Origin of the sequence: Mesorhizobium sp. M4A.F.Ca.ET.090.04.2.1, from assembly GCF_003999085.1 — a bacterium.
Taxonomy (GTDB): Bacteria; Pseudomonadota; Alphaproteobacteria; order Rhizobiales; family Rhizobiaceae; genus Mesorhizobium.
This window is the reverse complement of the sequence record NZ_RZOT01000009.1, coordinates 1-13,084: the sequence shown is the minus strand read 5'-3', so window position 1 is coordinate 13,084 and position 13,084 is coordinate 1. Positions and strand designations below refer to the sequence as shown.

Genomic DNA, 13,084 nt, shown 5'->3' with positions numbered 1-13,084 from the left:
CGAAAAGCCCGACAGGCCCAAGACGCTCCGCTGTTTTGAACCCGACATGTTTTCTGACGGCTGTCAGATTTTGGACACACATCACTCATGCGTCAGTCGCTTAAGACGGAATGATATGCTGAGTTCTGCAAATTCGCTGAGAGTGGGCGGCCATGACAGCGTGGTGTTCAACGTCACCGATTCCCTGGAAGGAACGCCACCATGATCAAGACTGAAGATAATTCCGCCATAGCAGCGTCAACGACAATTTGCTTTCGAACCCGGATGGATTGAACGAGGTGGTCCGCGCGGTGATGCTCGAGGCCGAAATGGACGAGGCGCTGGGTGCTTCGAAGAGCGAGCGCACGCCGGAGCGTCTCGGCTATCACGCGCGCTACTACGGGCGGAGAACTAGCTGCGCACCTACGGCGGTTCGATAATCCCAAGTTTCAAAGCTTTTACAACAGCTACCGTTCTGCTGGTCGCATCCAACTTCCGCATTACATTTTTTAAATGGAAATCTATCGTATTTCGTGATCTGCCTAAAATAGTTCCTATTTCCCATGACGATTTTCCTTTCGACACCCAATAAATGCACTCTATTTCTCTCGGAGAGAGGTTATGAATTTGCTCCGGTTCAGTCGGAGTGCCGAGCTTCGCAACCCTCAGATGAAACTGTAGCGCGGCCATTTGCAGGTAGGTGATCGTTCTATTTAGCAATTCGCAGTCTGAGGATTGAGCAAAACTCATAAACCTAAAGCTGTCAGCGGGGCCATGTAATGGGATGGTAACGCCTGACCTCAAGCCGAATGTTGCTGCTTCGTCCAGAACGCGGCGTTCATCTTCAGTCGTGCTTTTGTCGGTATACACCTCGCTCCATCGAAAGGCCCCTACCCCCCTTCGACTTTTCTTGATGAGTGGGTCTATTTTGGCATAGCCCATTTTCGAGTAATGCTCCTGCCATTCATCAGGGTAATTCCACATCACCGCAGAATCGCGTCGGACCCGCTTGAAAACCCTCTGTTTTGATGCGAGCGGGCCATAGGCAATCCACGGGCAATCGAACTTCAGCGCAAACGCAGACATCTGTTCGAACAACTGTTCGGGTTGAGCGATATCATCAGTCATCTCGAGGAATAGGCCTAACTCGACCGCAATCCGCGGGAGTTCCATGATGCCTCCTTCATTGCGTTCTCATTGGTGCAAAGTTTGCTCCAGCCCAGCCTCGCAACATGCGAAGTCAACGGGACCGAGCCAGAGTTCCTTCCGCCACCTGGAGTACCTTCAAGAGTCGTGCCAGCTTGCGAGCGAAGCTTCTTCTTCAGGTTGTCAATCGACTGGGGGGAGGTACCCAGGAGGCGAACCGAACAGCACTGTGTCGGGGAGCGCACAATCCGACAGTCGAGCATTCGATTGACGGAATGGGCAGGAAAGTATTCGCGGCGCGTTTTTGAAATCAGCACCCAAGTCCCGGGCCTGAGAAAGCTGCATTGCAACTGTACTTATTTAACCGAGGCAACGTGATGCACCCGCTCCGCTTATCGGGTAGAGAAAGAACAAGTTCAAAATTCAATCGATACATCGACCTTCTTTTCCAATCTCCCGAGTTGGGCAGCCGTAGCAATCGTATTCGACTGGATCGCGGCTGACTTTCTCCAGGCTCGGTAACCTGCTGAATTTGTCCTTCGGATCTTCCCGCTGAGTTGGCACGACTTTTGAACATCACCGTCGTGAGGCGGCAGGAGCTGCCCGCCAAAATTGATGCTGTTATGGGGGAGGTCGAAAATTCCAGTTTTGTCATTTAACTTCTTTGGGACCGAGCGTGTTGATGCGCCCGCTTGGAAACTATGAAACGTTTCCCCGTCCATCGGCGCGGCGCCACTTGTCGCGATGTTTTCACCTTCACTGTCCGCCACTGGAGCCGGCAGCCGGTGCGGCTCGCGATCATCATGGCTGCGATGCTTGCCTCCACGCTGGCTGACGTGCTGATGCCGGTCTATTCAGGTCGTCTCATCGATGCTGTTGCAGGTGGCGCTGCTGTGGCAGCACCAGCCTGGCATTCGGCCCTTGCAGCCTTCTCTGTACCGATTGCGCTTGCGCTCGCTGCCCTTGCCATGCGCCACATCGCCTTCATTGGCCTGAACGACCTTTTGCTGAAGATGATGTCCGATGTCGCGAACGAAGCGTTCTATCATGTCCAGCGCTTTTCGACAGACTGGCATGCGAACAGCTTCGCCGGCTCGACAGTGCGCAAGATAACGCGCGGCATGGGGGCGCTCGACCCCCTAAACAGCACAATATTGGTCGCGCTGTTCCCGTCTTTTATCATCTTGGTAGGTTCGACGGCGCTGCTCGGCTGGCACTGGCCGGTCATGGGCGTGATCTTTGCTTGCGGCTCTCTGATCTATCTTGCGTTTTCGATTTCGCTGTCGCTCAGCTATGTCGCGCCGGCGGCGAGCCTTGCCAACCAATGGGACACAAAGCTCGGCGGCGCGCTTGCGGACGCGGTCAGTTGCAACGCTGTGGTCAAAGGCTTCGGCGCCGAGGTGCGCGAAGACGCGCGCCTTGCAAATATCATGACCAAATGGCGGCACCGCACGCGCAGGAGTTGGGTGCGCGGGACGAACATTGGCTCAACCCAAGGCGTCACTTTGGTTGCGCTCAGGGTGGCGGTGATCGGATATGCCCTGCTTCTGTGGTCGCATGGACAGGCAACGCCTGGCGAGATAGCCTATGTACTCACGTCCTTCATCGTCCTGCAGGGCTATTTGCGTGATGCCGGCATGCATGTCCGCAACGTGCAACGCTCGGTTAATGATATGGAAGAACTGGTGGCCATCCACAATCAGCCGCTGGATGTTGCGGATCGTCCAGAGGCCAAGCCGATCCGGATCACGACGGGCCGCATCGATTTCCAGAACGTCCACTTCCGCTACGCCAACCATCCCCTGCCGATCTATAGCGAATGTTCGCTGTCGATTGAGGCTGGCGAAAGGGTTGGGTTGGTTGGACCCTCCGGTTCCGGCAAGACAACATTCGTGAAGCTCATCCAGAGACTCTACGACCTGAGCGGCGGCCGGATCCTGATAGACGGTCAGGACGTCTCCGAGGTGACCCAAGAGTCCCTTCGTTCGCAGATCGCGATCGTGCAGCAGGAGCCGATCCTGTTTCACAGGTCGCTTGCCGAGAACATCGCCTATGGCCGGCCTGGCGCGAGCCAGGCCGAGATCGAGCAAGCGGCACGGCTGGCCAGTGCTCACGAATTCATCGCGCCCCTGCCGAAGGGCTATGGGACATTGGTCGGCGAAAGGGGTTTAAAGCTCTCTGGCGGCGAACGCCAGCGGGTGGCGATCGCGCGCGCCTTCCTGGCAAACGCGCCGATCCTCATCCTGGACGAGGCGACGTCAAGCCTCGATTCGGAATCCGAGGTGCTCATTCAACAAGCGGTGGATCGGTTGATGGTGGGCCGAACCACACTCGTCATCGCACACCGGCTGTCGACAGTCCGCTCGCTCGATCGGCTGCTCGTATTCGATCGTGGCTGCATCATGGAGGACGGCGATCATGCCGCGCTGATCGATCTCAACGGTGGCATTTACCGCCGCCTGTTCGAACGGCAGGCGTTGGAGCTAGCGAAGGGCCTGGCCTGAGCGCCAACCGGTTGCGCGATGCGCCGAGCCGTTGCCGGAGAGGCTTGTGGCAGTGAGGCCTTACCGACGAGCGGCGGGCGTTACGGCCGGCAAAACCAGCACGGCCGGAATTGTCCGCCAAGCGGGCGAGCGGGAATGCGCCACGTCTAAGCTTCGGCGAATGCGCGCAGTTTCACGCGGGCACCGCATTGTCGCGCCTCACGGCGAACGCACCAAAAGGGCGGGAATCTCGACGGTCATTTTTGGGTCCGGCAAGTGTGCGGCCCTCGCCGTTACCAATTTCGCCAAAGGAAGCGAAGTCAACGCACAGGCCGGCTGGGAGCCCTGTCGCTGGCCCAAACTACCGCACGCCGGCCACGTCAACGCTTCAAACTCCCTTCGGTTCGCAAAGTCGTCCCCTCGGAGACCCGGAAGCGCAGGAGCTCCGACCGCAGTCTTCGCTCAACTCTCGCCATCTGCTCCGGGGGGATTGGATTCCGTTCCCTTGCTAACAGAGTGGCAGCTGAGCACGAACTCGCCGGCCTCGTGTCTTTCGATTACGGCCAACGGCATAGGAAGAGATTGGATTCGCCGGCCCTCTGCGGACCGAATGAACAGTTCTACAGATCATCGACGTCCGCGAAATTGACCTCGGCCTTTCCGGCCCAGCGCTGAACGGTGTTATGCACGTCCGGTACGGCAGGACGGCGGAATCGTAGTCTGCCGAATGTCAGCCGTTGCGAAAGGTGTAGCCGTACCCGTTGATCGCCGGGGCGCCACCGAGATGTGCGTAGAGGACCCTCGATCCCTGTGGAAAGAAGCCCCTCTGGACGAGATCGATCATCCCTTGCATCGATTTGCCCTCGTAAACGGGATCGGTAATCATGCCCTCGAGCCGCGCGCACACACGGATTGCCTCTTTGGTTTCCTCCGATGGAACGCCATAACGCGGGTACGCGTAGTCCTCGAGCAATACCACGTCTTCCTCCACAAGTTCCGTCCCGAGATCGACGAGCATCGCTGTATGTTGGGCTATGCCAAGCACCTGCGCCTTGGTCTTGGCGGGGGTGGCAGAGGCATCGATACCGATCACGTTGCGCTGTCGACCGTCCTTGGCGAACCCGACGAGCATGCCGCCGTGGGTTGAACCAGTCACCGTACAGACGACGATATAGTCGAAGGCAAACCCAAGCTGCTTTTCCTGGGCGCGCACCTCCTCAGCGAACCCCACATAGCCCAGGCCGCCGTATTTGTGGACAGAGGCGCCGGCCGGTATCGCATAGGGCCTGCCGCCCCTTGCCTTGACCTCATAAAGTGCCTTTTCCCAGCTGCGGCGGATGCCGATGTCAAAGCCCTCGTCAACCAGGCGCACCTCTGCCCCCATGATGCGGCTCAAGAGGATATTGCCGACCCGGTCGTAGACGGCATCATCATGTGGGACCCAGCTCTCCTGGACCAGGAGGCATTTCATGCCGATCTTGGCGGCGACCGCAGCGACCATGCGCGTATGGTTGGACTGCACGCCACCGATTGTGACGAGCGTATCGGCATCTGACGCGATCGCGTCGGGCACAATGTATTCGAGCTTGCGCAGCTTGTTTCCGCCGAACGCGAGACCGGAGTTGCAATCCTCGCGTTTGGCGTAGATTTCCACCTTGTCGCCCAGATGCTTGCCGAGGCGGTCGAGCCTCTCGATCGGCGTGGGCCCAAAGGTGAGCGGATAACGTTCGAATTTTTCCAGCATGCTCTCTCCAGCAAAAAAGTACCTGAACCGGCTACGCACCGGTCAGCCCAAGGGTGTGTGTGATCAAAGCCACCCGTCTTTCGAAGCGGGTGCAGAAAACGTTCATCCTTATTGCAGCACCGAGTTTGTCGTTGCGACAAGCAGACCGCATCCGGCGTGCTGCGATGACTCTTATGTGCCTAATCGACCCAACACCCGCATCTCCCGGCCTAAGGACAAACCGAATGTGGTCGCGTCTTAGCCGAACACAGATTCCCTATACGATCAACTCAGTCATCAGAGGGTGACCAAAATTGGTGTGGGTCTGAGCACTGATCCTGTCATCCGCGCATCAAAGCAGCAGCACATGCTGGGCATTCGACCATAAGCCGGGACACAGCTGAAAATTTCATTCCGCAGCTGATCAGAGTCAGGCGACTGATACCGAGCTTCCCTGGAACCATTGACATGCTGGCCCATGTGGCGAGTTCCACGAGCGCGGCTAGACCGCCAGATCAGAAAGAGCACGGTGTCGAGATAGCCGGCCTGAAGCAGCAGCGAACAGGCCAGCGTCGTGACGACTGCCACATGGGTCCAATGCGAAGCGAAGTAAACCATCGACGCATTGCTGCACAGGACCAGCCCCACGAGCCGACAAAAGATATGAAGTGCAACGCCGTTCTCCTGGTTTTTCGCCAGATCATGTTGCGAGCTCGTCGGCCGCAACATGCGTCTGGCAGTTCTTGGGGCAGACGCGGGCGCAGGCTCCGCAGCCGATGCAGCGGCCGGCATTGTCAACAACCATGATCATGCGATTGAGCTCGCCGTCGAAATCGTCATCCTCGTCATTGCAGGGGCCGAGGATTTCACCCGCGTCATCGACGCCGTGAAGATGCATGACATCGCGCGAGCAGACCTTGAAACAACGGCCGCAGCCGATGCAGGTCTTGCTATCGATGAAGGTCAGGTACGACGGCATCCAAATGGAGCCGTCACGAGTGGTGAATGTGCGCATCATCCTAAATTCTTCATTGAAGCGAGTTCTCTCTTGGCAACATCCAACTCGGCATAAACGGCGTGGGTTTTCTCGGCGACTTCCTGTATGTCGGCCCACTTGCCCGGCAGACCCTCGACAAGGTCCTGCAATGCCATCTTGGCAATAGCTGCACGCAACTGGAGCTTTCGGACTTTCTTCCTCATCTTATCTAGGTCTGACATAGATCCTTCCTGGAACAATGGTTTTCTTGATGCGCGCCATCTCGGGCTAGGCTTCAATGACTGCAGTCGCATCGTCGACCAGTTTCGTACCGGCCTCAGCCAGTTTGCGGAGAGTCTCGAAGCCGAACCGGTGGACATCTCGATAGAACGACCAACCGCCGGAAGCCCCCAGGGGTTTCATTCCAATTATTGGCGACGTCGACACGCCGGAGCGCTCCTCAATCGCAAGCGCCACGGCGGTGTAAAACATGTCGAGCCTCCACAGCGCGTCCGAATCAGGATCGCCGATGAGAGGGGTCGCACATTGCTGTTCCTTGGTGATGATGAATTCGGCCAGCAGCTCGGCGTCCGAATTGCCTTCCCATAAGCCGAAGGAATCCTGAGTACGGATCAGCCGCAGAAGGCATTTGACGAACGGGCGAGCAAGGGCTTCTTCGTCCTTGTTGACAGCAGGGCCAACCGGTGCATGAGGCATTTCGTTGTTCCTCATTTCAGTCTTCGTCTTCGAGGGACGATTTCCTTTTCCTGCGATGCCCACTCCGGGCCCACTTGCGTGGCCGACGAATGGCTTGGGCGGCCCAACCCCACCCAAGAGTGCCCCGTGGCCGACCTCGACATGTCCACGAGTGCGAGACCTACGGCGCGAATTCGCGGCGCACATCGTCTGCGCCGCGATCCGACCGGTGGTCAACGCAATTGAAATCCACCCTGCCGCAAGCCGCCCGCCCTTGCTGCATCGACATACTTGCTGCGAAGCGAGCCTCGATGGGCGGATTGGCCAGTGTTCAATTCCAATTGTCAGTCCCTTCGCGATTCTTGCTCAGGAAGCGACTGCGTTTTGAGTTTCGGGTGCCTTGTTTTGCGGAGCCACACAAAGATCCGCGTGACAGGCAGGCTCACCCGTGTAGTTGGCCAGTGCTTGGAGCAATGGGGTAAGATAGTACTGTTTGGTGTGGTCCGGAATTGGCCCCAGACGGTCCACCGATTTCAGTGCCACCTCGATCAACTCGATTGCGCGATCTTTGTTGCCGCTCTCGTAATAATACTGAGCTACCGGGAGGTACCGGCGGTATTTAAACGGGCCATCGCCTTGTGGGGGATTTAAGGTCAGTATCTGTTCCGAGAGCTCGTTGCCCATCGCAAAGCGCTCGGCGCGCGGAAGATGGGAATTGTCCATCGTGGGATCGAAGAGTTGGTTGAGGGCCAAGGCCATCCACGACACCGCCTCGGACGTTTTGTCGATCGCGTCCTCGACCAATTCTCGCATGACCGGCATGCCGGTCTTGATGTCGCGCAGCTTGTGAAGCAGAAGATCCGCATGAATCTGCCGGAACTCATAAGAGTCTGGCATCAAGGCGAGGCCTTCTTCGATGGCCAAGAGCGCCGCCGTCCAATCCTCGGCCTGCATCGCCGGCGTAAGTTTGGCGTATATCGGCCGGGTAAGCGACATTTCGCGCGCTGCAAGTTGGTTATGCGCGATGCGCTTTGCATCGGCGGCTTTCGCTTCATAGCTGCTGCGCCAGCTGCCGTTAAGGACTTTCGGCAAAACGTCATCGAGTTCCGCCGGGTGGCCAATAAAAGCGATGTGGCCGTCGCGGTCGACCACGAACGAGGTGGGAATCCCAATCGAAGAGCTGGGATCCATCCAGAGCTTGTTCATTTCGCCAATGTAATCGAACCCGATACGATAATTCAGATTCGGGAACTTCTCGGTCAGCCAGGCATCCACGTTGGTCCGCGCCTCGTCCGCGGTTGCAGCCTGTTCGCAAGCTGCGACTCCGATAATCTCAAATCCGCTGTCTTTATATTTCTCCTGCAGTTCAATCAAATGGGGCATGGCGTCGACACATGGTCCGCACCAAGTCGCCCAAAATTCAACGAGGTAGACCTTGCCGGGCTTAAAGTTCGTGACGGGCTCGCCACGCAGCCAGTTCTCCACTTTGATCGGAGGAGCCGGGGACCCCATACGCAGTTCCATGATGTTCTTATCCAAAGCTACCCACACCTTTCGTGGCTTTTATGCGTAGTTGGTTTCTCTGTCAGAATCGCAACACACGGATCAGGAGGCCATCGCTCGTCTTGCGCGTTTGCATGCGATTCAGCCCTCTCACAGTGTTGCCGCCCATCAAGCAGCAATGGGCGTGCCAACCCCTCTCAGCTCCGGTAAGCGGCGGGGAATGCTTTGAAAATTCTCCACGAGCCCAAACACGGCCGATTGTCGTGGACCTGACATGTCTTCTGCCGCTGTCGGGTTTCGCCCTCTTGAGCCAGCCGCTTTAGGACAGGTGAGAGCTTGGATGGCTCGCCTGTCATTAGACTGGCCGGCGTCCTCGAGCAGTGGCACTTTGGCGCCGGGTCGAAAGTGCGGGGCGGCTTGGTCCTCGTGCCGCCACCGCCGCGTGTGGATCCTTGCCTCGTGGACATAAATCACCACGCGGCTGGCAAGTCGGCGGCATTGGGCTCAATCAGCGCGGCGTTGAGCCCCGACAGCACGTAATGCTGCACCAATGTATCGGATGCCCTTCGCTGCCTCCACTTCTGCAGCCAGGCGTCGAGCGACGCTACCTGCCCACGTTCGAGCGCGACTGCAGTAATCTGCGCCGCAGGATAGCCAGCCGCCATTAGAAGGTACTTGGGTCGGATAGGCGTTCTGCCAGCAAATGAGGTCCGCTGTATTTCCTCGCGATGGATCACAGGCGTTCTCGGGTGATCGGGCACTATGCAAGGCGCGTCACGCTGACTAGCGCCTCGAACCACACCGGTAAAGACGGCGAGGCTAACACGACGGATATCGCAAGATCCCTTGAAATGTCTCGTTCCCCCGGCGGAGCGCGTCCAGCTCACCTTGCGGGCGTACCAGCGCCGAATGGGTACGCACGACGTCAACCTGCCTTTGGGCCCAGAGCCTCCTTGCCCTAGCCGCATGGCCCCGGCTGGTCGAGAATTTCTGGTCGTCGAGCAGTAGAACTCTTTCACATGATGGCGAATGCGCGGCGTCCAGTGGGAGAACACCTCGGCATAAAGAGCGTTACTTCCCGGGCCGACGGTGGTGAAGCATAGCGCCCCGGTCGGAGCTATTTGCCTGAGGGGCGGAGGTCCTCTTGCGCAAAAGACACGTCCTCCCAATCCGCAAGCGGTCCTGTTCGGCGCTATCCGATGTCCGACAACGTCGGAGGCGTAACGTAGCTGAGCAAGATCTATCGCTTTGCCTCGAACGATTCTCATTTGGCATGGCGCGTGCGCGTTGATCCGCAAACCCCGCCATGAGGCGAAATCGGAGCTGGCCGCCACTCCACTTCCTCCTACCACGAGAGCAGACGGGAAGCAGCGCCTTCAAATGAGGAACAAAATCACTTTACCTCGAATCTTGCCTCTCGACTACAACCGGACCCATGGAACCGCGTCCGCGACCATACAATGAGTGCGCCCCGAGGCAATGGCCCAGCGCAAAATGGCTACGCGCGATCACGCCATGCATCCAGGCTAACGAAGGCACCTCGGAGAGCCTCGCCGCCATCATCGAGACCTATCTAAGCCCACTTGAGCCAGCACAAAGGAATTTCAAACATGCACCAAGATACCGTCCGTGGGAGAGCTTTCGCCATGCCCCTGACCAGCCCGGCCTACCCACCCGGCCCATATCGCTTCAGCAACCGGGAGTATCTGATCATCACATATCGCACCGATCCGCAAAAACTGCGCGACCTTGTGCCGGAGCCGCTTCAGGTGTGCGAGCCTCTGGTCAAATTCGAGTTCATTCGCATGCCGGACTCGACGGGCTTCGGCGACTACACGGAAAGCGGACAGGTCATCCCTGTCTCCTTCTGCGGCCGCATGGGGAGCTACACCCACTGCATGTTTCTCGACGACCATCCGCCGACAGCGGGCGGACGCGAGTTGTGGGGCTTTCCCAAGAAGCTCGCCAGCCCAACGCTCCGAACAGAGACGGACACGCTTGTTGGCACGCTGGACTACGGCCCGGTCCGCGTCGCGACGGGTACGATGGGCTACAAGCACCGGGCCGCGGACCTTGCGAGCGTTAAGGCCTCGCTCGCCGACCCGAACTTCCTCCTCAAAATCATCCCGCATGTCGACGGCACGCCGCGCATCTGCGAACTCGTGGAATACCACCTGGAGGACATCGATCTGAGAGGCGCCTGGACCGGCCCGGCAGCCCTGAACCTCTGGTCGCATGCGCTTGCCCCCGTCGCCGAACTGCCGGTGCTGGAAGTAGTCTCGGCCGTACACCTCGTCGCCGATCTCACGCTCGCGCTCGGGAAGGTCGTCCACGACTATCTCGCGGAAGCCGAGCCTCGCCATCGGAAAGGAAGAAACCATGAACTTTCACAATGATATTTTGTTGAACCAGCGCGACGGGGAGCCGGTGGCCGGCTTATCGACAAGGTGGCGGTGATCGCCGAAGCCGCGAGCGGGGTCGGCAAGGAAAGCGCGGTTCGCCCGCGAGGGAGCAAGAGTGGTCCGCGGATCTTGATCACAGCGAAGTCCAACAACGGCGTCCGGGATCGATCGATTGACGAAAAATGGTTGCCAGGGTGAGAGGCAGGTGGAACGCGGCTGATGCAGGCAATCGAAACCTTCGGGCGCCTCGATGTCCTGTCAGCAACGCCGGCGTCCAGAACGTAGCGCCGCTTGTCGAGTTCTGCCACAAGGCGCTTCCCGCCCGTGATAGGCTCCATCTCAGGGGTGTCGGCGAACTCAATGTCACCAAAATCAGTGTAAGGCTCGGCCTGCTGTTCGGCGTCTGCCTCAGAGGCAGACGCTCGCCCCTGTCGCCGATATCGCCGTAAAGACTCGGCCGGCAGGGAGGTGGACTACGACCTACCTTGAACTTTGCTTTCTACCGTCGTCAGATGAAGCGAGCCGAAATGTTGCGCCGCGGTGCTGATGACAAAAATTCTCGGCGGCTCGAACTTTACCTCTCGCGCCTCTACGACGGGGTTGCACGAAAAGCGCGGCCTTGCCCACTCGTCATCACAAGAGCGACACGGGCCGACATGGCGGCCGAAACGCTCACCTCATGCGCAACCTGGTTAAGAAGCTGGCGCAAACGGGGCCGAGCGAGGCGGAACTCGAGGGGACGAGGATGAAACGCCCAAATCCTCAAAGAGACGGCCCGCATCGAGAAAAGCCGTGCCTGCCGAGATCGGGCAAGGGCGGGTGGCCAACGCTACCCAGCCGTAGGGAAACCCGTGATCACGCTTTAGGCACCCAATAACGATAATGGAAAAATCTGCGCGAAACGGTCGCACCGGTATTGACATTAATTGACACACCCCGCGAACACTTGCATAAGTCACATAGCGGTAGTGACTAGGTGCATGCCGCACCCAATTTTTTCCCTAGGGCGAGGTCTGATCTATGGCGGCACTGGCAAAATTCAGACCAGTTGATTCCAGCCAACACGACAAGGACGAACTCCGCGAAATCGTCCGTGAGCGCTCTTTTCGATCCGGACGCTACACGCTCTCGTCGGGCATAGAGAGCGACATCTATTTCAATATGAAGCCTACCATGATGATGGCGCGAGGCGCGCAACTTGCCGCTCTTGAGTTCCTAAAAATCGCTGAGCAAGTGAAAGCAGAGTACGTCGGCGGCCTTGAAATGGGAGCGGTCCCCGTAATCGGATCGATGGCAGCTGTCAGCTCGGCGATGAACAAACCCATAAACACGATCTTCGTTCGCAAGACTCCAAAGCCTCATGGCACAAGGGACGTGATTGAAGGTCTTGGGCCCAAAGAAGATCTCGAGGGAAAAGTCGTCCTGATCGTTGACGACGTTGCCACAAGCGGCAAGTCGATATTGAAGGCGATTGAAGAGGTTCGCCGCGCCGGGGGCATTGTAGGTGACGCTGCTTGCCTCGTGGACCGCGACGAGGGAGCTACGGCGCTGCTAGCCCAACATGGGGTCACGCTGCATTCCGTTCTGCATGCGAGCGAATTTGTGGAACGCCACTGACAATCTCATACAACGGCTTTCCGGCGACCTAGCCTTAGAGGACATTCCGCCGCTTTGCAGCGAGTGCAGGCGCCTCGCGAGTAAGAGCGACTGCCCTTGCCCATCCTCACTGCTTTTGGTGCAACATATGCTGGCTGCCGTTCACCAGCCGCTTGACGCCATTGACCACCTTTCTGAGCAAGGCGCCATCAGACTGAAGGCTTTTACCGATTATCTGGCGACGGTCGTTCGAATGGCTTCAGAGCGCGGAGACGCGGCACCCTGGATCGATCTAGCCAGCCGGTTTAGCGCCCTTTTCGGTCCCGACGAGGTTGCCCATTAATCTAGTGCTTATCGCTTTCCATGAACTAGCAGCCTCGGCGGCATCGCGTCATGGATCGCCAGCGGCATGCCGGCCCATGATGCGAGCGTAAAAGCGCCGAGCAGCCGGTGCTGAATCTCGGACGTGACGACGCCGATTGGCGCGATGCGCGTTGGCACGGGCCCTCGTGCCCAAGCATGATGCGTTCCCATTCCGCGGCATCATGCTCGCGATCCCCGTCTGTGCCGTGCTCAAGCA

At 58.3% G+C, this 13,084-nt stretch carries 12 protein-coding genes and 1 pseudogene; 5 read left to right on the top strand and 8 right to left on the bottom strand.

The genetic code is table 11. The features are described 5' to 3' along the window. Positions 1 to 201: 201 nt before the first annotated feature. A pseudogene (locus EN781_RS01705) lies at positions 202 to 386 on the top strand (IS256 family transposase); the annotation flags it as partial. Between the two features lie 16 nt (positions 387 to 402). Here the strand turns inward: EN781_RS01705 and EN781_RS01700 are convergent. Next, complete coding sequence (locus tag EN781_RS01700) at positions 403 to 1,152, bottom strand: LuxR family transcriptional regulator (RefSeq protein WP_127399725.1); 750 nt, start codon at positions 1,150 to 1,152, stop codon at positions 403 to 405. Positions 1,153 to 1,826: 674 nt separating this feature from the next. Between EN781_RS01700 and EN781_RS01695 the strand changes: the two genes are divergently transcribed. Further along, entirely contained in the window at positions 1,827 to 3,629 is a 1,803-nt protein-coding gene (locus EN781_RS01695; RefSeq protein WP_127399724.1) for an ABC transporter ATP-binding protein, read from the top strand. Positions 3,630 to 4,338: 709 nt separating this feature from the next. Here the strand turns inward: EN781_RS01695 and EN781_RS01690 are convergent. From EN781_RS01690 to EN781_RS01660, 7 genes are all read right to left on the bottom strand, one after another. Beyond that, complete coding sequence (locus EN781_RS01690; protein WP_127399723.1) at positions 4,339 to 5,352, bottom strand: 1-aminocyclopropane-1-carboxylate deaminase; 1,014 nt, start codon at positions 5,350 to 5,352, stop codon at positions 4,339 to 4,341. Between the two features lie 276 nt (positions 5,353 to 5,628). Beyond that, positions 5,629 to 5,949, bottom strand: coding sequence for an exopolysaccharide production repressor protein (locus EN781_RS01685; RefSeq protein ID WP_128167444.1), 321 nt, complete (start codon positions 5,947 to 5,949; stop codon positions 5,629 to 5,631). Positions 5,950 to 6,031: 82 nt separating this feature from the next. Then, positions 6,032 to 6,349 carry a ferredoxin III, nif-specific gene (gene fdxB / locus EN781_RS01680; protein ID WP_029356496.1) on the bottom strand — a complete coding sequence of 106 codons (318 nt, stop codon included), beginning with the start codon at positions 6,347 to 6,349 and terminating at the stop codon, positions 6,032 to 6,034. Continuing rightward, a complete protein-coding gene (locus EN781_RS01675; protein WP_029356497.1) occupies positions 6,346 to 6,549 on the bottom strand; it encodes a CCE_0567 family metalloprotein in 204 nt (67 codons plus the stop codon). The genes fdxB and EN781_RS01675 overlap by 4 nt, the downstream gene beginning before the upstream one ends. A gap of 46 nt (positions 6,550 to 6,595) precedes the next feature. Beyond that, positions 6,596 to 7,024 carry a DUF269 domain-containing protein gene (locus EN781_RS01670; RefSeq protein ID WP_029356499.1) on the bottom strand — a complete coding sequence of 143 codons (429 nt, stop codon included), beginning with the start codon at positions 7,022 to 7,024 and terminating at the stop codon, positions 6,596 to 6,598. A 345-nt stretch (positions 7,025 to 7,369) separates the two neighbouring features. Continuing rightward, positions 7,370 to 8,527 (bottom strand): TlpA disulfide reductase family protein, encoded by a 1,158-nt coding sequence (locus tag EN781_RS01665; RefSeq protein WP_127221093.1) that lies wholly within the window; start codon positions 8,525 to 8,527, stop codon positions 7,370 to 7,372. Between the two features lie 449 nt (positions 8,528 to 8,976). Continuing rightward, a complete protein-coding gene (locus EN781_RS01660) occupies positions 8,977 to 9,171 on the bottom strand; it encodes a hypothetical protein (RefSeq protein WP_029356503.1) in 195 nt (64 codons plus the stop codon). Positions 9,172 to 10,116: 945 nt separating this feature from the next. Between EN781_RS01660 and EN781_RS01655 the strand changes: the two genes are divergently transcribed. From EN781_RS01655 to EN781_RS35030, 3 genes are all read left to right on the top strand, one after another. Beyond that, the gene (locus EN781_RS01655; protein WP_029356505.1) at positions 10,117 to 10,902 is read left to right on the top strand and encodes an acetoacetate decarboxylase; all 786 of its coding nucleotides are present in this window, start codon (positions 10,117 to 10,119) and stop codon (positions 10,900 to 10,902) included. A 1,026-nt stretch (positions 10,903 to 11,928) separates the two neighbouring features. Then, positions 11,929 to 12,525 (top strand): orotate phosphoribosyltransferase, encoded by a 597-nt coding sequence (gene pyrE, locus EN781_RS01650; protein ID WP_029356507.1) that lies wholly within the window; start codon positions 11,929 to 11,931, stop codon positions 12,523 to 12,525. A 127-nt stretch (positions 12,526 to 12,652) separates the two neighbouring features. After that, positions 12,653 to 12,847 (top strand): hypothetical protein, encoded by a 195-nt coding sequence (locus EN781_RS35030; RefSeq protein ID WP_245492528.1) that lies wholly within the window; start codon positions 12,653 to 12,655, stop codon positions 12,845 to 12,847. Positions 12,848 to 13,084 lie beyond the last annotated feature (237 nt).

What these genes read in the sequence shown, in the direction of transcription:
- EN781_RS35030 (WP_245492528.1), top strand. Translation starts at nt 12,653, where the DNA reads ATGCTGGCTGCCGTTCACCAGCCGCTTGACGCCATTGACCACCTTTCT.
- EN781_RS01690 (WP_127399723.1), bottom strand. Translation starts at nt 5,352, where the DNA reads ATGCTGGAAAAATTCGAACGTTATCCGCTCACCTTTGGGCCCACGCCG.
- fdxB (WP_029356496.1), bottom strand. Translation starts at nt 6,349, where the DNA reads ATGATGCGCACATTCACCACTCGTGACGGCTCCATTTGGATGCCGTCG.
- EN781_RS01695 (WP_127399724.1), top strand. Translation starts at nt 1,827, where the DNA reads ATGAAACGTTTCCCCGTCCATCGGCGCGGCGCCACTTGTCGCGATGTT.
- EN781_RS01700 (WP_127399725.1), bottom strand. Translation starts at nt 1,152, where the DNA reads ATGGAACTCCCGCGGATTGCGGTCGAGTTAGGCCTATTCCTCGAGATG.
- EN781_RS01670 (WP_029356499.1), bottom strand. Translation starts at nt 7,024, where the DNA reads ATGCCTCATGCACCGGTTGGCCCTGCTGTCAACAAGGACGAAGAAGCC.
- pyrE (WP_029356507.1), top strand. Translation starts at nt 11,929, where the DNA reads ATGGCGGCACTGGCAAAATTCAGACCAGTTGATTCCAGCCAACACGAC.
- EN781_RS01685 (WP_128167444.1), bottom strand. Translation starts at nt 5,949, where the DNA reads ATGGTTTACTTCGCTTCGCATTGGACCCATGTGGCAGTCGTCACGACG.
- EN781_RS01665 (WP_127221093.1), bottom strand. Translation starts at nt 8,527, where the DNA reads ATGGAACTGCGTATGGGGTCCCCGGCTCCTCCGATCAAAGTGGAGAAC.
- EN781_RS01675 (WP_029356497.1), bottom strand. Translation starts at nt 6,549, where the DNA reads ATGTCAGACCTAGATAAGATGAGGAAGAAAGTCCGAAAGCTCCAGTTG.
- EN781_RS01655 (WP_029356505.1), top strand. Translation starts at nt 10,117, where the DNA reads ATGCACCAAGATACCGTCCGTGGGAGAGCTTTCGCCATGCCCCTGACC.
- EN781_RS01660 (WP_029356503.1), bottom strand. Translation starts at nt 9,171, where the DNA reads ATGGCGGCTGGCTATCCTGCGGCGCAGATTACTGCAGTCGCGCTCGAA.